17 protein-coding genes and 4 pseudogenes are annotated in these 20,850 nt (G+C 53.1%); 14 read left to right on the plus strand and 7 right to left on the minus strand.

The window, feature by feature from the left end:
* Positions 1 to 57 precede the first annotated feature (57 nt).
* From nifX to JCM15764_RS00170, 4 genes and pseudogenes are all read left to right on the plus strand, one after another.
* Positions 58 to 443 (plus strand): annotated as a pseudogene (gene nifX / locus JCM15764_RS00155) (nitrogen fixation protein NifX).
* Positions 444 to 566: 123 nt separating this feature from the next.
* Complete coding sequence (fdxB, locus tag JCM15764_RS00160; protein ID WP_054691524.1) at positions 567 to 830, plus strand: ferredoxin III, nif-specific; 264 nt, start codon at positions 567 to 569, stop codon at positions 828 to 830.
* Between the two features lie 100 nt (positions 831 to 930).
* Positions 931 to 1,209: a NifB/NifX family molybdenum-iron cluster-binding protein gene (locus JCM15764_RS00165; protein ID WP_279384159.1), complete on the plus strand. Its 279-nt coding sequence runs from the start codon at positions 931 to 933 to the stop codon at positions 1,207 to 1,209.
* A gap of 133 nt (positions 1,210 to 1,342) precedes the next feature.
* The gene (locus tag JCM15764_RS00170) at positions 1,343 to 2,134 is read left to right on the plus strand and encodes an NAD(+)--dinitrogen-reductase ADP-D-ribosyltransferase (RefSeq protein WP_054691526.1); all 792 of its coding nucleotides are present in this window, start codon (positions 1,343 to 1,345) and stop codon (positions 2,132 to 2,134) included.
* A gap of 3 nt (positions 2,135 to 2,137) precedes the next feature.
* On the opposite strand, the gene draG is transcribed toward JCM15764_RS00170, so the two are convergent.
* Positions 2,138 to 3,034 (minus strand): ADP-ribosyl-[dinitrogen reductase] hydrolase, encoded by an 897-nt coding sequence (gene draG, locus JCM15764_RS00175; RefSeq protein WP_054691528.1) that lies wholly within the window; start codon positions 3,032 to 3,034, stop codon positions 2,138 to 2,140.
* Complete coding sequence (locus JCM15764_RS00180; protein WP_243688055.1) at positions 3,031 to 3,267, minus strand: hypothetical protein; 237 nt, start codon at positions 3,265 to 3,267, stop codon at positions 3,031 to 3,033. The genes draG and JCM15764_RS00180 overlap by 4 nt, the downstream gene beginning before the upstream one ends.
* A gap of 343 nt (positions 3,268 to 3,610) precedes the next feature.
* On the opposite strand from JCM15764_RS00180, the gene JCM15764_RS00190 reads away from it, so the two are divergent.
* Both JCM15764_RS00190 and JCM15764_RS00200 read left to right on the plus strand, forming a co-directional pair.
* Entirely contained in the window at positions 3,611 to 4,903 is a 1,293-nt protein-coding gene (locus JCM15764_RS00190) for a GNAT family N-acetyltransferase (RefSeq protein WP_279384160.1), read from the plus strand.
* Positions 4,894 to 5,277, plus strand: a complete 384-nt coding sequence (locus tag JCM15764_RS00200; protein ID WP_054691536.1) for a GNAT family N-acetyltransferase — start codon at positions 4,894 to 4,896, stop codon at positions 5,275 to 5,277. The genes JCM15764_RS00190 and JCM15764_RS00200 overlap by 10 nt, the downstream gene beginning before the upstream one ends.
* Positions 5,278 to 5,397: 120 nt before the next feature.
* On the opposite strand, the pseudogene scpC reads toward JCM15764_RS00200, so the two are convergent.
* The 4 genes and pseudogenes from scpC to JCM15764_RS00220 form a co-directional block, all read right to left on the minus strand.
* Positions 5,398 to 6,958, minus strand: a pseudogene (gene scpC / locus JCM15764_RS00205) (succinyl-CoA:acetate CoA-transferase ScpC).
* Between the two features lie 156 nt (positions 6,959 to 7,114).
* Positions 7,115 to 7,702 carry a TetR/AcrR family transcriptional regulator gene (locus JCM15764_RS00210; protein ID WP_054691538.1) on the minus strand — a complete coding sequence of 196 codons (588 nt, stop codon included), beginning with the start codon at positions 7,700 to 7,702 and terminating at the stop codon, positions 7,115 to 7,117.
* 187 nt (positions 7,703 to 7,889) lie between these two features.
* Positions 7,890 to 9,487 (minus strand): annotated as a pseudogene (locus tag JCM15764_RS00215) (malectin).
* Positions 9,488 to 9,901: 414 nt separating this feature from the next.
* Positions 9,902 to 11,134 carry a penicillin-binding transpeptidase domain-containing protein gene (locus JCM15764_RS00220; RefSeq protein WP_054691541.1) on the minus strand — a complete coding sequence of 411 codons (1,233 nt, stop codon included), beginning with the start codon at positions 11,132 to 11,134 and terminating at the stop codon, positions 9,902 to 9,904.
* Positions 11,135 to 11,484: 350 nt separating this feature from the next.
* On the opposite strand from JCM15764_RS00220, the gene JCM15764_RS00225 reads away from it, so the two are divergent.
* The 5 genes from JCM15764_RS00225 (at position 11,485) to JCM15764_RS00245 (ending at position 16,274) form a co-directional block, all read left to right on the plus strand.
* Complete coding sequence (locus JCM15764_RS00225) at positions 11,485 to 11,988, plus strand: hypothetical protein (protein ID WP_054691543.1); 504 nt, start codon at positions 11,485 to 11,487, stop codon at positions 11,986 to 11,988.
* Between the two features lie 146 nt (positions 11,989 to 12,134).
* Positions 12,135 to 12,797 carry an Lcl C-terminal domain-containing protein gene (locus JCM15764_RS00230; protein ID WP_054691545.1) on the plus strand — a complete coding sequence of 221 codons (663 nt, stop codon included), beginning with the start codon at positions 12,135 to 12,137 and terminating at the stop codon, positions 12,795 to 12,797.
* A gap of 199 nt (positions 12,798 to 12,996) precedes the next feature.
* The gene (locus JCM15764_RS00235; RefSeq protein ID WP_054691547.1) at positions 12,997 to 14,637 is read left to right on the plus strand and encodes a DUF748 domain-containing protein; all 1,641 of its coding nucleotides are present in this window, start codon (positions 12,997 to 12,999) and stop codon (positions 14,635 to 14,637) included.
* A 40-nt stretch (positions 14,638 to 14,677) separates the two neighbouring features.
* A complete protein-coding gene (locus tag JCM15764_RS00240; protein WP_054691549.1) occupies positions 14,678 to 15,292 on the plus strand; it encodes a response regulator transcription factor in 615 nt (204 codons plus the stop codon).
* Between the two features lie 55 nt (positions 15,293 to 15,347).
* Positions 15,348 to 16,274 carry a YihY/virulence factor BrkB family protein gene (locus JCM15764_RS00245; RefSeq protein WP_054691551.1) on the plus strand — a complete coding sequence of 309 codons (927 nt, stop codon included), beginning with the start codon at positions 15,348 to 15,350 and terminating at the stop codon, positions 16,272 to 16,274.
* Positions 16,275 to 16,278: 4 nt separating this feature from the next.
* Here the strand turns inward: JCM15764_RS00245 and yciA are convergent, their stop codons facing one another.
* The gene (yciA, locus tag JCM15764_RS00250; RefSeq protein ID WP_054691553.1) at positions 16,279 to 16,689 is read right to left on the minus strand and encodes an acyl-CoA thioester hydrolase YciA; all 411 of its coding nucleotides are present in this window, start codon (positions 16,687 to 16,689) and stop codon (positions 16,279 to 16,281) included.
* 340 nt (positions 16,690 to 17,029) lie between these two features.
* On the opposite strand from yciA, the gene JCM15764_RS25710 reads away from it, so the two are divergent.
* The 3 genes and pseudogenes from JCM15764_RS25710 (at position 17,030) to JCM15764_RS00260 (ending at position 20,647) form a co-directional block, all read left to right on the plus strand.
* Positions 17,030 to 18,124, plus strand: coding sequence for a sigma 54-interacting transcriptional regulator (locus tag JCM15764_RS25710; protein WP_279384161.1), 1,095 nt, complete (start codon positions 17,030 to 17,032; stop codon positions 18,122 to 18,124).
* Positions 18,106 to 18,807: a sigma 54-interacting transcriptional regulator gene (locus JCM15764_RS25715; RefSeq protein ID WP_279384188.1), complete on the plus strand. Its 702-nt coding sequence runs from the start codon at positions 18,106 to 18,108 to the stop codon at positions 18,805 to 18,807. The genes JCM15764_RS25710 and JCM15764_RS25715 overlap by 19 nt, the downstream gene beginning before the upstream one ends.
* Positions 18,808 to 19,337: 530 nt before the next feature.
* Positions 19,338 to 20,647 (plus strand): annotated as a pseudogene (locus tag JCM15764_RS00260) (succinyl-CoA:cyclohexane-1-carboxylate CoA transferase).
* Positions 20,648 to 20,850: the final 203 nt, after the last annotated feature.

The raw sequence follows: 20,850 nt of genomic DNA on the forward strand, positions 1-20,850 counted from the left end.
CTTTGAGCGCGAATGGAAGGTCTGTCTTACAACTATACTTCCAAGGAGGAATGAAAAATGAAAGTGGCATTTACCAGCAGTACCGGCGAGATAATCGACCAGCATTTCGGCATGTCGGACAGCTTCCATGTCTGGGAGATCGGTCCTGACGAAGCTCATTTCCTGGAGACGGTAAGGGTGGGTAGTCATGGTGATGACGAAGAGGACAAAATCGGCGCACGGCCGATGTGCTTCTGGACTGTGCCATCGTCTATACCATGCAGATCGGCGGGCCCGCAGCGGCCAAGCTGGTGGCGAGAAAGATAAATCCCATGAAAACAAATACGGAAGTTCCGGTTGCCGAGATAGTCAGCAAGCTGCAGGACGTGCTCAGGGGAACGCCGCCCCCCTGGCTGCGGAAGGCGATGAATAAAGACCTGCCGACGTCATTTGAAGACGATTGACCCGTACGGGCAAACCTTGTGTTTGCCCCAAATGGCTGATGATAGCAAGGATCAGGGCGATCACGAGGATCAGGGCGATCACAAGGATCGCCCCTACAACACGAAAATATGGAGGTAATAACCATGGCTTACATTACAGGACTGAGAAGGAACAAGACCGAGTACACCCCGGAGTTCATCAAGGCCATCGATGAGGAGACCTGCATCGGTTGCGCCCGCTGTTATAAGGTATGTGCCCACGGGGTGCTGGCCTTTGAAGAGGTGGATGAGGACGATTCTGCCAAGATGTACATGAAGGTAGCGAATGCGGACAATTGCATCGGGTGTCAGGCATGTGGCAGGACGTGCGCGAAGAAGTGTTTCTCCTTCGAGCCGGTGGTGATGTAATTGGGACGAGTAGGGGCGGCCCCAAGTGGCCGCCCGCCCATGTGGCCGCCCGCATATTGAGGCAGGCACACGGGCCTGCCCCTACAAAAGGAGGAAGATCATGCTGATCGCCGTAGCTTCGAAAGACGGAAAAGAAATAAACCAGCACTTCGGCCATGCCGAGCGGTTCCTGATTTACGACGTTGCAGGCAACGAGGCGAAGCTGGTAGACGAAAAGCAGGTGGAGCGCTACTGCTCCATGGATCAAGATCACCCCATGCGTGCTCATCTCCTTTCAGCCATTGCCGAAGCACTTATGGACTGCCGGGCGTGGTCTGCGCCCAGATCGGACAGGCCCCACAAATGGAGATGGAGCGCCTGGGGCTGGACGTCTTCGTGACCGAAGGGCCGATCAAGCCGACGCTGGTGGAACTGGGGAAGATGCTGTGAGAGCCAAGACGGACCCCCTGCTCACGTACGTTCGCTTCCCCCCTATGGAATAGGGGGGATTGAGGGGGGTAAATAAGCCTTTTATGGAAAATACTTCTTTCAATCACTGTAATCTTCCCCCCTGGGTCATCGCTTCCCGTCATTTCAACGATAACCCGCAGCCGCTGGAAATCCAGGGAGTCAGGCAGGCGAACCGCTTTCTCTTCGAAAAGCTGGATACTATCCCGGATGCCTCTGAGCGCGCCTTGATTTTCAACGACTACATGTCGGTGAAGTTTCAGCTTCACCAGTGGCAGAACCATACGGTTGCTGCAGGCAAAAGCCTGAAAAACAGCTACCTCCGCTTTCTCCGGGGGTGGATGATGGACTCCAACTCCGTGGAAGGGGCCGTCCTTAAGGGTTGGGTGGAGAGCCGCATGGGGCTTCCTCCCACCTTTCACAAGCTGCGCATCCCAGGGATCCATGGGGAGGAATATATGGTATTTGCCATGGATCGAACCAAGGGGAGCGCCCGCACCAATGCCATCAACTCTCAGCTGGACCTGCTCTATGAATACTGCCAGTATGAGCTGGAAAAGCGGCATCAGGAGAGTTGGCTTACCCTCTACCGTGGGACCTTCGACGCCAGCGAGCACGATATCCTGGAAAAGTTCGACAAGCGGCGGCAACTGGTCCGGCTCAACAACCTTTCATCTTTTACTTCCGTTGAGGAGCGGGCCTGGGAGTTCGGGTTCACTGTCTGGGAGGTACGGGTACCCCTGAGCAAGGTCTTTTTCTATAATGATCTGCTTCCCAACAGCATAATGAAGGGGGAAGGGGAGTACATGGTGATAGGGGGAGAGTATCAGGTGCGGGTGGTGCCATGCACGCTGTAACAGTCAAGGCTCCCACTGCGGCGATAGCCGGACCAGACGCTCGGCAAGCACCGTTACCTCGTCCATGACCTTACTGTCCATCTTCTTCTGCCATCTTCGCGGTATATTTTCCAGGCCATAATAGGCTCCGGCGAGCATACCCATGATGGCCCCGGTTGTGTCCGCATCCCCACCCTGGTTGACCGTATTCACCAGGCAATCCTCGAAATCCTTTCCCCTGAAAAAATGATGGAAAACCGTCTGCATGGTGTCCACCACATAACCGGTGGCCAAACCTTTGTATGGTTCGAAGCGAAAACCGGGATGGGCTTCGATCAGTGCATCCACTTCTTTCCGCAGGCGGGGTTTTGAGTGCCCCTGTATGGAAAGTTGCACCATTTTTCCGAGGCAGATGCAGGCCGAGTCCGAAAGGGGATGATTGTGGGTGAGATGTGCCTGGGCAATGACCTGTCGCTCACATTCCCCACCGTCCCCCATGGTGGATAGAACCACCGGCAGGATACGCATCACTGCTCCGTTACCGGCATCCCATTGGTTGAAGGAGGTTTCAAGCGCTCCTTTCAACATATAATTCCTGATTCCCTTGCGGCAGGTATCACCCACATCAAGGGGCCTCGATTTGAGCCAGGCCGCGAAGTTTTCGGCAATTCCCTTAAGGTCCCACCCACCGGCTGCGACAATTGCCCGGGCGATGCAGAGGGACATCTCGGTATCGTCTGTCACACGGCCGGCCTTGATGCGCAACCATCCGCCTCCGACCAGGTCTTTGAGAAGCCCATACTTGGCCTTGATCTCTCCGGTGGTCATGAATTCCAGCGGCGCGCCCAGGGCATCTCCGATGGCAAGTCCCAAAAAAGCGGCCTGGCTTCGGGAAAGGATTTCCCGCAGCTGGGCATTCATGAACAGCTGCAACCGGTGCAGGAGCCGGTGCAGATGTTCAATTGTCTCTCCTCCGGGGCAGCAGCCTGCCAACGGGCCACCGATTCACTGGTGACGAGCCATTCACCTTCGCACAGTCTGCCTGTCAGGGACTTATTCCTCATCAGCATCAATACCTGCACGTTGGTCGTACCCAATCTGTCTGCCGCTTCTTCGGCAGTGACGAAGGAAGTTTCGTCGATTATCTTTGCCATGATCATTTTCCTCCCAGGATGTCCATTACATATAGCATGCCGGAGTTGTCGTTGCCCATTTTGTACGGCAGGGCGATGGGCTATCGGCCTGATTGCTTAAATCATGGACATTTCTGCCATCATATCCGGCATTATCGGGTCGAATTGCCGCCATTTCTGCCCAACATTTTTGCATAAGGCGGGAAAACGGCCACCTGCCGGGCTGGCATGATACTGGCAATATAATGAAAAACTGAATAATAAGGAAATACAGCGACGTATTTCCAATAGCGCAATGAAGCCCGGTGGATATTTTCTGCCGGGCTTTTTTCGTCCAAATCAAATGATCGGAAGGAGAATTTCTATGGCAAATTCATGCTCTGGAAACAACAAGATGCAGGGGCATCCCTGTTTTGGCGGCAACCATCACCAGAACGGCCGCATGCACCTGGCGGTAGCTCCCCGCTGCAATATCAAATGCGGCTACTGTTCACGCCGTCACGACTGCGCCAATGAGTCCAGGCCTGGCGTGACCAGCAGGCTCCTCACTCCTGAAGAGGCCATGGTAAAGGTGCGCGAGGTGATGGCCAGCAAGGTTCTTGGCTCCATGATAAAGGTTATCGGGATTGCCGGCCCTGGCGATCCCCTCGCAAATGAAGAGACTTTCGAAACTTTTCGTCAGGTGGGGGATGAATTCCCGCATCTGATCAAGTGCATGAGTACCAATGGACTGCTGCTGCCTGAAAAGATCGACCTGCTCCAGGAACTGGGGCTGCACAGCCTGACCGTTACCATAAATGCCATCGACCCAGCCGTTGGCGCAAAAATCTATTCCCACATCCTTTACCAGGGTCGAAAACTGAACGGCTCCCAGGCGGTGGAAATGCTCATTGCTAATCAGCTTGCGGGGTTGAAGAAAGCAGCAGAGTTCGGTATGACCATCAAGGTAAATACGGTGTTGATACCCGGAGTCAACGACGGGCAGGTGCCACTGATTGCAGAAAAGGTCAAGGCACTGGGGGCATTTGTCATGAACGTGCTGCCCCTCATCCCCCAGGCAGACTTTGCCGCCCACTTGCCGCCAACTGAGGCACAGCTGGAGGAGGTGCGACGCGCAAACGAGCGGATCATCGGCCAATTCAGGCATTGCCGCCAGTGTCGAGCCGATGCTGTAGGCTGCTCGGCGCTGATTTCAAAGTCGCAGAGGTCGGCTGTGCGGCCTGAGGTTACCATTGAACCGTTTCGCCCTTACCAGGTGCCGCTCCTTCTTGCCCTGGCGGCAAAAGAAGGGTGGAAATGCGGGCAGTGGGAATTTGATTTTCTCCTGGAGAGCTTTGGCCAAGGGTGTTGGGTGGCGCGTCATAACCAGCACGTCGCCGGTTTCGTAACCTCTGTGAAGTATGGGAAAAGCGGGTGGATCGGTAATCTGCTGGTGCGGGCTGAGTTGCGGGGACAAGGCCTTGGCCGGTTCTTAATGGAGCAGGCCATTGCTTCCCTTGATCGTGCCGGTACGGAGACGATCTGGTTGACTGCTTCCCAGGCCGGCGACCCCTTTACGAAAAACTTGGATTTCGGGCCATCGACAGAATCACCCGCTGGCGCGGGTGTGGCACCGTTCATGGCCGGGATCTGCCCCAGGAGAGCGCGTTGGAGCTGATTGAAGAACTCGATTGCCTTGCATGGGGAGACAATCGAAGCCCCATCATCGGGAAAATAGCAGAACTAGGAACGGTAATAGGTGCTGCTGATGGTTTCTGCATGGTCCAGGGCTCCGAAACAGCACTGCAACTGGGACCATGGTGTTGCCGCAGCCTCCCGGCAGCGGAAAATCTGCTGGAACAGGCTTTGACGATGATGGGGCGGGGAGATGTCTTTCTCGACGTCCCTGATTCCAATGGTAATGCCGCTTTTATCCTGCGCAAGCGGGACTTCACCCCGTGCGGTGGGACCGTCCTCATGTACCGGGGGGCGTCACCCGCCTATCGGTCCCAGCTCATTTATGCCCTTGCCACCATGGGCAGCATCGGCTGATTCCTTTTGCAGTGGCCTGGAAGCAATCCAGGGAGAGTGTAAAAGCTGAAGCCCTGGTTGCAAAGTAAAAAGGAGCGCTCCCGAGGGAACGCTCCTTTTTTGTCTGCTGTGGAATATTTTTCAGATATCCCAGTTGTCGATCTTCATGGTGCCGTTCTTGGCCAGGTTGACCTGCATCTTGAAGACCCGGTCCAGAAGCTGGGGCTCGTGGCCGGCCTTTCTCGCAATGCAATCCTTGGTCGCCATATCAAGGTACTCCTGGAGGAGCGGCTTGTAATCCGGGTGGGCGCACTTGTCGATGATGAGCTGGGCGCGGCTTTTCGGATCGAGGCCTCGCAGGTCGCGAGTCCCTGCTCGGTGACCAGGACGTCCAGGTCGTGCTCGGTGTGGTCCACGTGGGGCACGTGGGGCACGACGCAAGTGATGCCGGTCGGGTCGGTCTTGGTGGGACGTGCCGACGGGGTATGCATGATGGATAGGTAGGCGTTGCGCAGGAAATCGCCGGAGCCGCCGATGCCGTTGATCATGCGGGTGCCGCCTACCAGGGTGGAGTTGGCATGGGCATAGATATCGAACTCAACCGGGGTGTTCATGGCAATGCATCCCAGGCGGCGGATCGGTTCCGGGTGGTTGGCCACGGAGAGGGGGCGCATCATCACCTTGCTGCTATACTTGTCCCAGTTGCCGTAAAAACGCTTGAAGCCGTCAACGGAGAAGGAGAGGGAGACGGTGGAGGCGAAGTCCAGCTTTCCTGAATCAAAGAAGTCGAGCATGGTGTCCTGGAGCACTTCGGTCCAGACATTGAGACCGCTGAACGGTCCATTGGCCAGGCCGCCGATGACGGCATTGGCGATGGAACCGACGCCCGATTGCAGCGGCAACAGGTTTTTCGGCAGCCGGCCGTTTTTCACCTCGAACTGGAAGAAATCGATGATGTTATCGGCAATGGCTTTAGAGGTGTCATCCTGTTCGCTGAAGGAGCGGCCGTTGTCGGGACGGTTGGATTCGACGATGGCGACGATGCGGTCGATGTCGATGCGCACGTAGGGAGAACCGGCACGATCGTCAACCCGGCTGATGAGGAACGGGAGGCGGTGGGAGGATTGACCGGTTCGATGATGTCGTGGAGCCCTTCAAAGCTGGGGATGGAGGTGTTGATTTCGATGATGATCTTGTCGGCGATCTGTACTATTTCAGGGACGGCCCCGCAGGAAGCGGTGAGGACCAGGCCGCCGTTTTCGGTGATGGCGGAACATTCGATGATGGCGATGTCCAGGCGGCCGCCGTTATCCTTGGTGTAAAAGCCATATCCCAGGTCTTGGGCAAACATGGAGAGATGACGGTCTCCCATGCGGATGCGCCCTTCGTTGATGCCGGCCTGGATGTTCTTGCCGGTCTGGTACGGCCAGCGGCGGTCGATCATGTCCAGTGATGCCCAGCGGTCTTCGGTCTCAACCCCGACCGATGCACCGATGAAAAGGTTGAACTTCAGTTTTCCCTGCAGGCCGTTTTTTTCCACATGATCGGCAAGGGCGATGGGGACCATTTTCGGGTAGCCGGCCGGGGTAAAACCGGACCAACCGACATTCATTCCGTTCTTGAACAGCGGAATGACTTCTTCCACCTTGGTGATCTTGGCGTGAAGGCTTGTTTTTCTAATTCTGTCATGAATTTCCGACATCTGCCTACTCCTCTTCTCAGTAAGAAATATCTGCATCAATTGCAGGTCGAACGTTCGTTCGAATTCGGGGGAGGATATTAACATCTAAAAAATTACCCTGCAATCAAATTTGTATACAGTAAGTGGGAAGAGTGGCGGTGGCGGCGTGTGACGGAGCTAGGTGAGAATCCCCTTGCCGAAAAGGTCCATGTAATGGCGGATCAGTTCTTCATCCCTTTCGGGTGAGTGGCTGACGATTTCCCGGGTGGCGAGGGTGCTGAGAAAGTAGTAATTGACCATGCCTATCATGCCAGCACCGTATCCACAGCTCAGTCCCTGGCGAAAATGGCGGATGCGGATGCCCTCCTCAACGGTTTCCATGAGGATGCGAATGACTTTCTTGATGGCCGGATCGACAATGGTGGCAAAATAGGGGGTGGGATTGGTAAGCTCGCTGGTATAGAAACGCATCAGGTATGGGTATTCCCGGTGGCGCCTGATGCTCCAGCGGATGTAGGCCTCGATTTTTTCCAGGGGTGCGGCCTCCAGCTCCCTGATGGTTTCGATCTGCTCGAAACAGGCGAACTGTTCCTGCAGGACCAGTGAATAAAGTCCCTCCTTGCCGCCGAAGTGATAGGAGATCATTGAAATGCTGACCTCTGCAGCTTTGGAAAGCTCGCGGATGCCGACCCCTTTGAGTCCCCGCTCGGCAAAAAGGCGGGTGGCCGTGTCAATAAGGTTGTTGCGGTAGTCTTTTTTTACCATTTCTCACCTTTGGCGTTTGTCTGGGAAATATAACCAAAAAGATGAAACAAGGCAAATGATATGGGTATTCCTATTCATCAAGGGAGGGGGGATCCCAGAGATTCTCCCCCATCGAAACTTTTTGCCGAATAAAAAAAGCCCCTCGTGAAACAGAGGGGCGAAAAGGAGCATCCATGGGCATTCTAACCTACATGCTCTTCACCAGAATCGCACTCACCTTGCCATAATCTTTGGTACTGGTGAATTTGACGGTGATGGCGCCGTTGGTCGCTGTGACCGGAATCACCACGTCATAGGCGACGTTTTTCCCCACTTTGGCATAGATGTCCAGGTTGCTGATGACGGTTTGGCCGTTGATGGCTACGTTGAAGACCCGTCGACCGGCTGCAGAGAAGTATATCTCGCAAACTTCAGCGTGACCAGGTAATTGCCGTTGGCTGCCGGGATGGTGTAGGAGAAATTGCCCCACCGTTCGGACTGGTAGAGGACGTCATTGGTGGTGCCGGCGATGGTCGCAGTGGTCTTGGCGGAAGATCCGCCGCTGAATCTGCCGTCAGCCTGATACACGGCGCCGGTTGAGTCGGTGAACCTGGCGCCGCCGCTGTTGACGGCAAACAGTACTGCCGATGTTGTCGGGACGAAGGCTGCCGCAATAGTGTGATTGGCGGTGACGTTGCTAAAGGTGTAGGTGGATACTGCCCCGACCGAAGTGCCGTCGACGGTAACGGCAGAGATTTTGTACCCGCTGCCCGGAATAATGGTATAGGTCTGACTGCTTCCGCCAGTGACCGTGGTAGTGCCGGCAGGGCTTATGGTGCCGCCGGTTCCGGCGGAAGCTGTGATGCCGTATGAAGCAATGCCTGCTGAGGGGCTTATCTTGATGGCGCTGATCTTACCGTAGTCCCTGGTGCTGGTGAAACCGATGGTTACGGCGCCGGTGGTGACGTTGATCGGAATCACCACGTCATAGGCCACGTTTTTGCCCACCTTGGCGTAGATGTCCAGGTTGCTGATGACGGTCTGACCGTTGACGGTGACGCTGAAGACCCGCTGGCCGGCGGCAGAGAAGTAAATCTCGGCGAATTTGAGTGTTAGTGAGTAGTTGCCGTTAGCCACGGGGATGCTGTAGGAGAAATTGCCGTAACGCTCGCTCTGGTAGAGGGTATCGTCGGTGGTGCCGCCGATTGCGGCTGTTGTTTTTGCGGCACTTCCGCCGCTGAAGGCGCTGTCGGCACCGTAAATCAATCCGGTTGCATCGGTGAATGCCGCACCGCCGCTGTTGGCGGCAAAAGACTTCAGGGTACTGCCGGCGGCTACGAAAGTGGCCTGAATGGTGTGGTTGGCGGTGACATTGCTGAAGGCATAGGTGGTAACTGCCCCCACCGATACGCCATCTACCGTAACTGCGGAAATCCTGTAGCCGGTGGCCGGGGTGATGCTAAAGGACTGGCTCATCCCCTGGGAGAGAACCAGCGAACCGGCAGGCGTTATGGAGCCGCCGGCTCCTGCCGATGCCGACAGGGTATAAACCGGGACTGCGGGCGGCGGTGTCGGTGTCGTGTAGAGCAGTTCGTTGGAAAAGGCGCTGGCCAGACCGGCGGTATCGTAGGCGGTAACGGCGAAATAGTAGGTGGTGGCGTCGTTCAAGGTGGTGAAGGTGTAGGAATTGACATTACCCACGTTGATATTCTGGGAATAGCTGCCGGGGGCCGTTCCGGCATGGACCGGTAGCCTCCCACAGCGGTCAGAGGGCTTCCGTCTGCGTAGGTAGTGGTAGGGTCCCATGACAGTGTTGCCTGGGCTGCCATGGAGTGACCGGCACAGATGTGGGATGCCATGAGAAAAACTGCAAAAATGAAGAGGGCCAGACGGAAAACTGCTGTTGGTGAAGCTTCGGACTTGATGCGATGCACGGGTTACATACCTCCAGGACCTTTTTTTGCCACCGGTGTTGTGGTTGATTGATGTAAGTAACTGCTTGTTAAAAATGCAATGAGAGGTCGTGATGCAAGGCCCGAGCAAGGAAGAAACCAGCCTTGTGGAAGGTGGCTGGTTTCCCGTGTGCGGCAACGCAGCAAACCCCGCAGTGGATTATTGCCGAAGCGATAGCGGGAGTATGTTCAGATTACGGGGAGGTGCAAAATTTTGATGTGATGTAAGTCACCTTACCGGCATGGGGAGGGGGATGGGACAAAGATCTTACTTGCCGGCGAAAAAGATATCCAGGGCGGCGCGGCCCAGTTGCGGGGCACGCAGCCTCAACAGATCGCCGTTTATGGTGAGGGCGACAAAGGCTATCCGGGGATTGTCTGCCGGGGCGAGGCCGGCAAACCAGTTGTAATGACCACGGGGATCATAGCCGATGATGGAACCGGTTTTGCCTGCTACTGGAATAAGGCTGTGGTAGCGAAGGCCTTTGCTATCCCTGAAAGCAGTCTTCGCCGTCCCGGTAATGACCGTGCCGGACATGGAGCGGATCAACTCACCGGCCACATGTGGTGAAGTCATTGTAAAAAGAGGGGATGGTTTCATCTGGTAAATCTCTTTTCCCCCGGGTTTATGGATAGTGTCGACGAAGGAGGGAACGGGCATTGTTCCCCCATTGCCAAGTGCGGCAAAAATCATGGCCACATGGAAGGGGGAAATCTTGATCCGGTAATCGAGTCCGGCCGCCATGCGCATCAGCTCGCCACTGGTGGAGGGTGTGGGAAGTTCCTCTGTGGCAATGAAATTGCCACCGAACGGGGCGGTGCCGAAACCGAACTGTTTAGCCGTCGAAGCAAGCATCGACATATCGAGACATTCCTCTGCAAGCCTGCCGAAGGCCGGGTTTACCGAACGTGCCATGGCATTGCACAAGGGAAGGGTGGTATCTCCGCCTCGCCCCGGCTTGCCCCATCGGCTCGGGCTTTCCGAAGATGCCCTGCCGCGGAAGTGAAGTGGGGTGAGCGCATTGGCCTTACCGGACTCGAAGGCTGCTGCTGCAGTGACTACCTTGAACAGGGAGGCCATGGGATAACCGGTGAATGGGGCGCGATTCTCCCACTCCGTCGACAGGGATGAATGGGAGACACTGGCCAGCACTCGTCCGGTCTTCGGTTCTATGGCGATAAAGACGGCATAGGGGACCCTGCTTTTCTCCATCACGGCACGCAAGCCTGCCTGAAGATCCCCATGCAGGGAAAGTCGTGCGATGTTGCCGTCCTGCAGGAGAAGATCGCCGCCTGATGAGGGGGGGAGCCCGGCAGTAGTGCAGACATAACGGAAGAGGTCCAGGCCGGCAAGAGATGCATAGCGGAAAAGCTGGGGCTTTGCAGGGGCTGAGTCCTTGCCGAAAAGCCTATTGCCCGTGGGGCTTGCGGTCAGAAAAACAGCGCCCGAAATGCAGACACCGGCAATGATAATGGCGTAAAGTACGGTTTTTCTCATCATGCTATGAAGCTGCTCCTTGTTCCGGATCATTCAAGGCTGCCATGGCTTCGGAAAAAAATCAACACCCATGGCCGTTGGAGCACAGCTTTTTAAGGGCTAAGGTGATGGTGGTCACTTGCCGGTCATTGGTCCCATAAAAAACGCTTTTCATTCCTCATAATTCACCATTGAAAAAGCCATTGCAGTTCCAAGTGATATAATTTCTTTCGTTGAGGCACATCCAATGTTAGCTGTGGGGGCTTGTAGTCCTGCCCCCTCTACTAACATATTTTTGTGCTTATTAATCTTCATTGTCAGCCGATACATTCAATAGGCAACGCCGTTACTTTTTATTAAAAGGAGGGCACGCTATGTTGAATTCATTTCTTCCTTCGGTCTTTTCCCCTTTTCATACTCTTCTTACCTGTTCCCGGCGCGTAATCGTTCTGTTGTTTCTATTTTTGCCGATTGTATCTTTTTATGGATGCAGTGTCACTCACAGCACCTTTACCGTATACGACCTTAATGAAAAGACTGTTGCGTCATTGAGACAGGATGTTGGCCTGTGCCGTGCTGCAGGCGCCAGGGCCTTACCGGATCGCACCATGTTCTGGCTTTCCATGGCTGCCCTTTATGGTATCGAACATAATACCAGCGTTGCTACCAACAATTGTCTTCTTTCCCGCGGCTGGCGGCCGAAACTCCAGTTTGCCGGGCCTTTCGGAGCTGTACCGGGGGACCTGGAAACAGCGCTGAAGAAATGCGGAGCTGAGGGGGGATATTCCGGCTTGCTGGCAAAGGCAGAATTCAGCGGCATGGTGGCAGAAAACGTTATAGCCAAGCTGTCGGTGCCGGAAATGTTGAATCGGGCCTGAACGGGCTCAGGCAATGTCTGGACTCTTTCGGGTGGCAGGTCATCGACAGGCCTCCGTGGATATCGCCGGACGACGCTTCTTCCAGTTATGTTGCGGACCCGGTTGCTGAAAACATAGCTGAAAAATTTGTAGTAAGACAAAAAGTAGTGAGGGACACCGGCAAAGCCATTTATTGGCTGCAGGACAATCCCCATGATGCCACCGATTGTGACTGGCACAAGGCCAGACGCTATGTCATCGGACTTAACAAGGGGCGTTTCAGCGGCTATTCCGACTGGCGAATTCCACGCAGGGACGAGGTTGAAAGCCTGCTTGATTTTGCAAGGTGGAACGCAGCCAGCGATATGGCAGCTCTACTGAAGAAATTGGGTTTCAACGGCATTGAAGGTGCAGTCTACTGGACCTCTTCCCCCATCATTGACGATGTTTCCGGAGATGGCATATGGGGGGTGAATTTTGCAACCCGGGAATATATCAGGCTGGGCAGATCTACGTCCTTCAGTGCAAACGTCCTTCCGGTCAGAGGTCGTGGCTGGGGCTCCAGTGAACCGGAACTTTCCCTTTACGAACCGACGGACAAGGAAGGAGAGGGGGAGCTTATAGCTGCCCGCTATCATCGCTGCAAAGCAGGTAACTGTGCTTTAGTTGCCCAAAAACCTAGGAGTCTGTCTGACTTAGGGGATCGTAGCGAGAGGATAGCAGGTCGAGGACAGATTTACGGAAATTTGAAGACGAATAGTGGACCTATTGGTCGAAAATTTCCGGGAATATGGACCGTTCTGCTATTCTCGCAGCAGATTCATTCCTAAGTCCGACAGACTCCTATATTTATCCCTTTAAAACCTCCTTATCAAGGCGCTATTTTCAGGATCTGTTCTGCAAATAGCGTTTTTCTTGTCAGGCCTATCTCGCCCCTGTTGTTAATTGACATGTTCTAATTTACCGGTAGAGTAAAAATGGTGATTCTTCCAAGTCATGTAACGCTGCTGCAAAAATAATGGGGAGACCGTGGCCGAGCAAAACAATTCCGAGGATAATTCAAAAGATCATGTTTCCGGAAAACCTGTGGGAGAGCAGCGATTTAAGAAGGCCTTGCTGTGGGTTTTCAGTATTCTGCTGTTTGTTGCAGTAGTGCTATATGTGGCCTCATTTTTTCTCGACGAGCCGTTGCGCCGCTATACGGAAAAAACAGCCAACAAGCACCTCAAGGGATATTCCATCAGCCTTTCCGGAATGCACCTGCAACTGGTGGGAGGGACAGTGACGTTGGATGGTTTGAAAGTTTTACAGGATGCCCATCCTGTTCCACCCATTGCTGTAATTCCAAACGCCAAAGGCTCCATAAGCTGGCGTGACCTCTTGTATGGAAGAGTGGTGGCGACAATTGGTATCGATCGTCCCATGATGCATATAGACCTGCAGCAGTTAAAGAGTGAGACGGCCAGTAAAGAAAAGTTGAAGGACCGTGGTTGGCAGGAGGCCATTGAGGCGGTTTCTCCGTTAAAGATAAACAATTTTGTCATCCGGAATGCTTCCGTTACCTATGTGGACAAGGATGCCGGCAAACCCCTGCATCTGACTAATTTAAATATAACAGCCGGCAACATCCGCAATGTCCGGGGAAAGAACAAGGTTTACCCCTCTTCTCTGCACATGGATACCGTCATTTTCGGGTCAGGCAGGGGACAGTTCGACGGTAATGCAAATTTTCTTTCACAGCCTGTGCCCGGCATCAAAGGGACATTCAAGCTGGAGGAAGTACCCCTTGATTATTTCAAGCCGGTGGCTTCCCACATTAATCTTTCCGTTCGCAAGGGCGTGCTCTCCCTCTCCGGAAATATGGAATATTCTCCGACAATAGCCGGTGTCCAAGTAAAGGATCTGCAATTTAAAGGGCTGGAGATGGATTATGTCCATTCGGCAGCTACTGCAAAAGCAGAGAAGAAAAGGGCAAAGAAAGTTGGCAAGGCCGCGGGCAAGGTGAGCAACAAGCCGGAGATACAGCTGCGCATCGACCGAATGAGGCTTACAGGGAGCAACATCGGCGTTATCAACAAGGATGCCGACCCCCCCTATCGTGTGTTTATTGCCGAGACTGATTTTTCCATGACGAACCTGACCAATCACTTCATCGAAGGCCCGGCTAAGGCTGAACTGTCAGGCAAATTCATGGGGAGCGGGATAACGAAGGCTTCCGCAGAGTTCAGGCCCGAAAAAAACGGGCCAGACCTTGATCTGCAGGTAAAAATCGAAGATACCAGGCTCAAAGACATGAATGACCTTTTCAGAGCCTATGGCAATTTCGATGTGTCGGCCGGCTTTTTCCTCTTTTACGCAGATATTCATGTGCGGAACGACAGGGTTTCCGGTTACCTGAAGCCGTTGTTCAAGGACATAAAAGTCTATGACAGACGGCGAGACCAGGAAAAGACCGTTTTCCACAAGCTTTATGAAATGCTGGTCGGGGGAGTCGCCAACCTGCTGGAAAACAGACCGAGGGAAGAGGTTGCTACCGTAGTCGACATTGCCGGGCCGGTGACAAAACCGCAGACGAGCACCTGGCAGGTCTTGGCGCAGCTGGTTACCAATGCTTTTTTCAAAGCGATATTGCCGGGATTTGAGAGGGAAGTAACCTCTGCCAGCCGCTGAAATAAATGCATATTACCGGAGTAAAACTGAGCGGGGGATCATGGATATTTCTTCTGCAGGTAAGACAAGAATTCTGATCAATCTGGGCAGCGCTCTTCTGGGAAGAGCGCTGCAGGATGTCATCAGCGCCAATCCGTCTTTTGAGACCTTTGTCGCCACTGACAGCAGATCAAGCCATGTTTTTGATCCCCATCACATCGTGGTGGACGTCCATGCCCTGGCGAAGGACCCGCAGTCCCATTGGCCAAACGCAAAGATGATTCTCATTGATACCGGCTTGCCGGAGGATGAACTTATCTCGCTGCTTCTGCATCATAAATTTTATGGTGTCATCTCAACGGATACCCCTCCTGAAATGTTTTCCAAAGCTCTGCATACGGTGAACAAAGGACAAATCTGGATTGACAACGACAAGATCAAGGCCTTGCTTCACAATCAGCCGTCTCATCTTAAGCCCGCAGGTCGTGCCAATCTCAGCAAGAAGGAACAGGACATAGTGGCCTTTATTGCCCAAGGGTTGAAAAACAAAGAGATAGCCCAAAGGCTCTGCATCAGTGAACAGACGGTGAAGACGCACATAAGCCGTATCTTTAAAAAAGTGGACGTCGTCAGCCGTTCTCAACTTGTCCCTTTAGCTCTGAAACTGAGAATCTGAACTTTGCGAGCCTGCCCCTGTTGTTTGTACAGCCATCTTGACCAGAGGAGCGCATATGTTTTCATTTCGTCGCTACTTCAAGCTGGGTGACCTAAGTTACAAGGAACTTGGCAAGCGGGTTTATGCACAGGTGACTGATCACGGATGTGCTGCCTATGCCGCCGCCATGGCCTACTATCTACTCTTTGCCCTGTTTCCGTTTTTTCTGTTTCTCACCACACTGATCGGATACCTCCCCATACCCGGGCTGCTGGATTTCATCCTCACTACCATGCAGAGATTTCTTCCGGAGCAGGCTTTCAGTCTGGTGCAGGACAATGTAAAATCGCTCTTTGGCAACAAGCAGGGGGGACTCTTGTCGCTGGGATTTGTCCTGGCTCTCTGGACCTCATCCAATGCCATTACTTCCATCATGGACATCATGAACCGGCTTTACCAGGTCCAGGAAGGTCGGCCGTTCTGGAAGGTGCGGCTGACGGCAATTGCCCTCGTGGCGGTTCTTTCCGTTTTATTCATCCTGTCGCTTGTGCTCCTCATGTTCGGGCCAAAGCTGGGTTCCTTCATCGCCGGCATAACGCATTTAGGCCATTTTTTCGAGATCCTCTGGAATATCCTCATTGCACCGGCAACCCTGTTCATGCTGGTGCTGGCCATAGCCATCATTTATTACTTTACGCCCGACGTTGAACAGAATTGGAAATGGATTTCTCCAGGCGCAGTTATTGCCATTCCGGTCTGGATCCTCGCTTCTTTGGCCTTTTCCTTCTACGTTAATAATTTCGGCTCCTACAACAAGACCTATGGCAGTATCGGCGCGGTCATCATTCTTCTGTTCTGGCTTTACATAAGCGGCTTCATCATACTTGCGGGGGCGGAGATCAACTCGGCGGTTGAGCATTCCTCGGAGGAGGGGAAGGAGCCGGGCGAAAAAGTTGAAGGTGAGCGTGAAGGTGAGGCCGGCGCCAAGGGGAAGAATGGCTGAATGGTCAACCCCTGGGAATCGGCCGTTTTAGTCCTTCATCATCTACAGCCACATAAGTGAACGATGCCTCTGTAACCATGAACAACGGGTGTTCCTTCCCGTAACACGTTACGCGCAACACCGGTTTTACCCATACTTCCAGCCGGATGGTCACCGAGGTGTTGCCTATCTTGACTGCTTTACCGTAACAACAGACCACATCACCGACCTTGACCGGCTTAATGAACTTCATGGCATCAACAGCGATGGTAACGCAGCGTCCGCAGGTTATCTCTATGGCCATCATGCCGCCGGCAATGTCCATCTGCGACATGATCCAGCCACCAAAAACATCGCCGTTTGCGTTGGTATCGCTCGGCATGGGCGAAGTCCTCAAAAGCAGTTCCCCATCAGGTCTTGCATACTCATTTGGCATGTTCCCTCCAGTTGTTTTAACAGGCTGTTGTAAAACTATTGCGGAGCCGATCTGCAGCGTTGCCGCTCGCTCAAAACCTCTCCGTACAAGGTATACGCTTCGGCTTTTCGCTCGCTTGCGCCTTGCATCTAGGCTTCCTCATGACGTTTTCTAACAACCTGTTAATTTAGATTATAAAAGGTCGATCCAAATATAACGCAATTTTTGCAGTTTCATCGCCCGGTCCATAAAATTTAACCGATTGAAATGATACAGCGTTTGTACTATAAATAACGAGACACGTTCTTGTCTATATATTTGGTGCTGACATTGTGGCGAACAATGTTTTAAAAAGGGGTTTATGGAGAGCGATAGCAAAAAAAACGGGTGTCACCCCGAAAGCTGCAGTTCCGGCGTCATCAGGCTCGATGCCGACCTCTGCATAGTTTATCTGGACAAAGCGGCTGAAGCAACGCTGGAGCTTCCTTCTGCCGGTCTCATTGGTAAAAAAATTGAACTTGTAGCCGATCTGGCAAACCTTGGCAACTTGATGCACGGGGGAATCAGTTTCAGCGACCAGGTTATTCTCATCGGTGGGCGCCGCATCGTCTGTGATTTCGTTCCCCTTGTGGAGAACGATCTGATGGTTGGCGGAGTTCTGTCACTGCTCGGATCAATCCCGGACAGTTGCAACACTACCGATGACAACCTCAGGGAAATCCTCCGCTCAACCAGTGCTTTCATGAACTTCGATTTTGACGGCATCATTGTCGTCGATCGCAACGGTATAGTGGTTATGGTTAACCAGTCCTTTGCCAGGTTGCTGGATACGACACCACAGGCGATGATCGGCAGGCACGTGGATCAGGCCTACCAGAACTCCCAGCCTTCCCATCTGCCGATGGTCATGGAAACAGGCAAGCCCGACCTGGGAATTATCCATTATTTTAACGGTAAACAGGTTTATGCGAACCGTTTCCCTCTGATCAAGGATGGCAGGGTTATCGGTTGCGTCGGCAAGATCCTCTTCATGGATATCCGTGAGATTCCCCTCATAGCACGACAGTTGCAAGCTGCTCCGGAAAGCAAGGGGCACCCTCACACCCTGAACAGGAAGGAGATCCTTTTCAAGTATGACACCAACAGCATCGTCGGTCAGAGCAGAAAAATTCAGGAACTGAAAGAAACACTGCTCCGGGTTGCCCAGAAAAACTCCAATGTGTTGCTTCGGGGGGAAAGCGGTACCGGCAAGGAACTCTTTGCCCATGCCATTCATGCTGCCAGCACCCGTCATTATTCGCCGTTCGTCAAGGTGAACTGTGCAGCCATCCCCGAGCACCTTCTGGAGTCGGAGCTTTTCGGTTATGCGGAAGGGGCATTTACCGGCGCAAAAAAGGGGGGCAGATCGGCAAATTCGAGCAGGCCCATACCGGCACCATTTTTCTTGATGAAATAGGGGATATGCCCCTCTATATGCAGGTGAAAATCCTGCGGGTGCTGCAGGAAAAAGAGCTTACCAACCTGGGAAGCACAAAGCAGAAAACGGTCGATGTGCGTGTCGTTGCTGCTACAAATCGCAACCTTGAACAGATGGTGAAAGAGGGAAAATTCAGGGAGGACCTGTATTATCGGCTCAATGTCGTTGCCCTCACCATACCGGCTTTGCGGGAGCGAAAGGAGGATATTTATCCCCTGACGATGAATTTTATCGAGCAGTTCAATGTGGAGTTTGGATTGTCGGTAAAGGACCTGGATGCCGATGCATGGGAAATATTCAAGAGCTATGACTGGCCGGGCAATATACGCGAATTGCGCAATGTTGTAGAAAGCGCCTTTAATGTTGTCAGCGGCCACCTGATCACCAGAGCCCATTTGCCGGAACAGCTTACCCAGTTATGCCCGGACACCACTGTGGATTCCGTAGGAATCGAAGATTTCATCCGTGCCAGTCTGGGTAAGAAAGACATCACTCAGATAATGGATCAGTTTGAAAACCTGCTGCTGCGGAAGGCTGTCGAGTTCTGCCATGGGAATAAACAGCAAGCGTCGAGGCTCTTGGGTATTTCCCGGCAAGGCCTTTATAAAAAATTGGGCCGGCAAGCGATTGGAGGAAGCGATATGGACGACTCCGAAACGTGAGGTAGTGTGCCATTCCATCTGCCCGTACCTCATCATGGGTGGGCAGTTTTTAAACTCCTAAACAACGTTTTATTGAAATTTTTAATTTTCAACCTGCCTCTTTCAAACCTTTTATAATCCTCTTTCTTTATCCCTTTATCTCTAAACACATGCTGTGTCGGTCAACTGTAAACTAACGTTGACAGTGTCGCCGAAAATGTAAATAACAGCCAAACCGCTGTAGACAGCGGATCAAGCCTTTATTGATGTTTGTCTTCGAGAGTTGTGTAAACAATTGGTTACAGTACCGTTAGGGCTTATGGTCCAGGTGTGGTCAAGCGAATAAAAAAATTGGCTAGTAATATCAGGTACTAAAGCCTGGATGCGGTTGTTGTGTAAATATAAAAACGCTGTTTGGTATTTCCGTTGCTATATGGAAAGTAGGCACGTTGATGGGGATGGGCGTGAAGTGAAAATCAAATAACAGCAAACCGGAGTTTTATATGGGAACGAACGGTTATTTAGAAAAGACATCAAAGGAGGCTACGATTATGAATTTGGCACTTACCCAGCGCAGCTATGAAAAAGAATATCAGGAAAAGCTCTGTTCTGCCCAAGAAGCGGCGGCAATCGTCCAGTCCGGCGATCATCTCTGTTTCCCTCTCGGGGTAGGGGAGCCCACCTTGATGGTCAGGGCATTGGCAGCACGTAAGCGCGAACTGGAAGGGGTTGTCGTCAATCAGCAGCATCATCTGTGCCCCGACTATTTCACTGAGGATTCCGTACCCCATATCAAGGTAAACGCCTGGTTCACCAGCCACGTATCACGGGAGGCGGTGCAGAAAGGTTGGGCAGACTTTGTGCCTAACCATTTCAGCGAGGTCCCCAGGCTCATACGTGAATACTGGCCTGTGGATGTGGCGGGCACGGTAGTTTCTCCCATGGATGAGCATGGCTTCTTTACCTGCAGCTTGTCCGTCGGCTATACCATGGAAGCGGTGAAGAAGGCGAAGAAGGTTGTGGTGCAGGTTAATCCGCAAGCGCCAAGAACCCACGGTAACTGTCACATTCATATTTCCGAGGTTGCCCATATCATCGAGTGCGATGAACCGCTCCAGGAACTGGCTATTCCCCCCGTTTCTGCTGTGGAGGAGGCAATTGGCGGCTATCTGGCGGAGATGATCGAAGACGGTTCAACTCTGCAGATGGGCTGGGGGGGGATTCCAAATGCGGTATGCAAGGCTTTGCTCAGGAAGAAGGATCTTGGCATCCACACCGAACTAATTTCCAATGGCATTGTCGACCTGATGATCGCCGGCGCGGTAAACAATTCCCGCAAGACCATTCACCGGGGCAAGAGCTCGGCACTTTTGCCTTGGGAACGAAGAAGGTTTTTGAATTCATGAATGAAAATCCCATGATCGAGATGCACCCGGTCGATTATGTGAACGATCCCTATGTAATCGGCCAGATCGATAACATGGTTTCAATCAATGCCACTATCCAGGTGGACCTCCTCGGACAATGCTGCTCCGAGTCCTTTGGCCATCTCCAGTGGAGCGGAACAGGGGGGCAGGCAGACTTTGCCCGTGGCGCCAACAGATCGCGCGGCGGCAAGGGCTTCATCTGCACGGCGTCAACAGCAAAGAACGGCACTGTCTCTTGTATCGTACCCACATTGACCGCCGGCTCATCGACAACAACCAGCAAAAATGATGTGGATCATGTAGTGACGGAATTCGGCGTCGCCAAGCTCAGGGGGCAGACGGCGAAGCAGCGCGCCATGAACCTCATCAACGTTGCCCATCCGGACTTCAGGGGTGAGCTCATGGAGGCTGCACGCAAGATGAACAGGATTTAGATTTACCCGCTTCAGCAAAACTACTCCCATGTTATGCCCCCTTGTCTCAAGGGGGCCTTTTTCATACCTCATTCAATAAGGAGAAATTGCAATAGCTGGAAATTGGCAGGTAGGCACACCCCGCCCCATCTCCGTGGTCATTTCAATCCTTATCATTCCCATATTTGTGCACTGCTCCAGTTTGCCCTGGCCCAGGCTTTTTC

It is taken from the genome of Geotalea toluenoxydans JCM 15764 (genome assembly GCF_001311985.1).
Classification (GTDB): Bacteria; Desulfobacterota; Desulfuromonadia; order Geobacterales; family Geobacteraceae; genus Geotalea; species Geotalea toluenoxydans.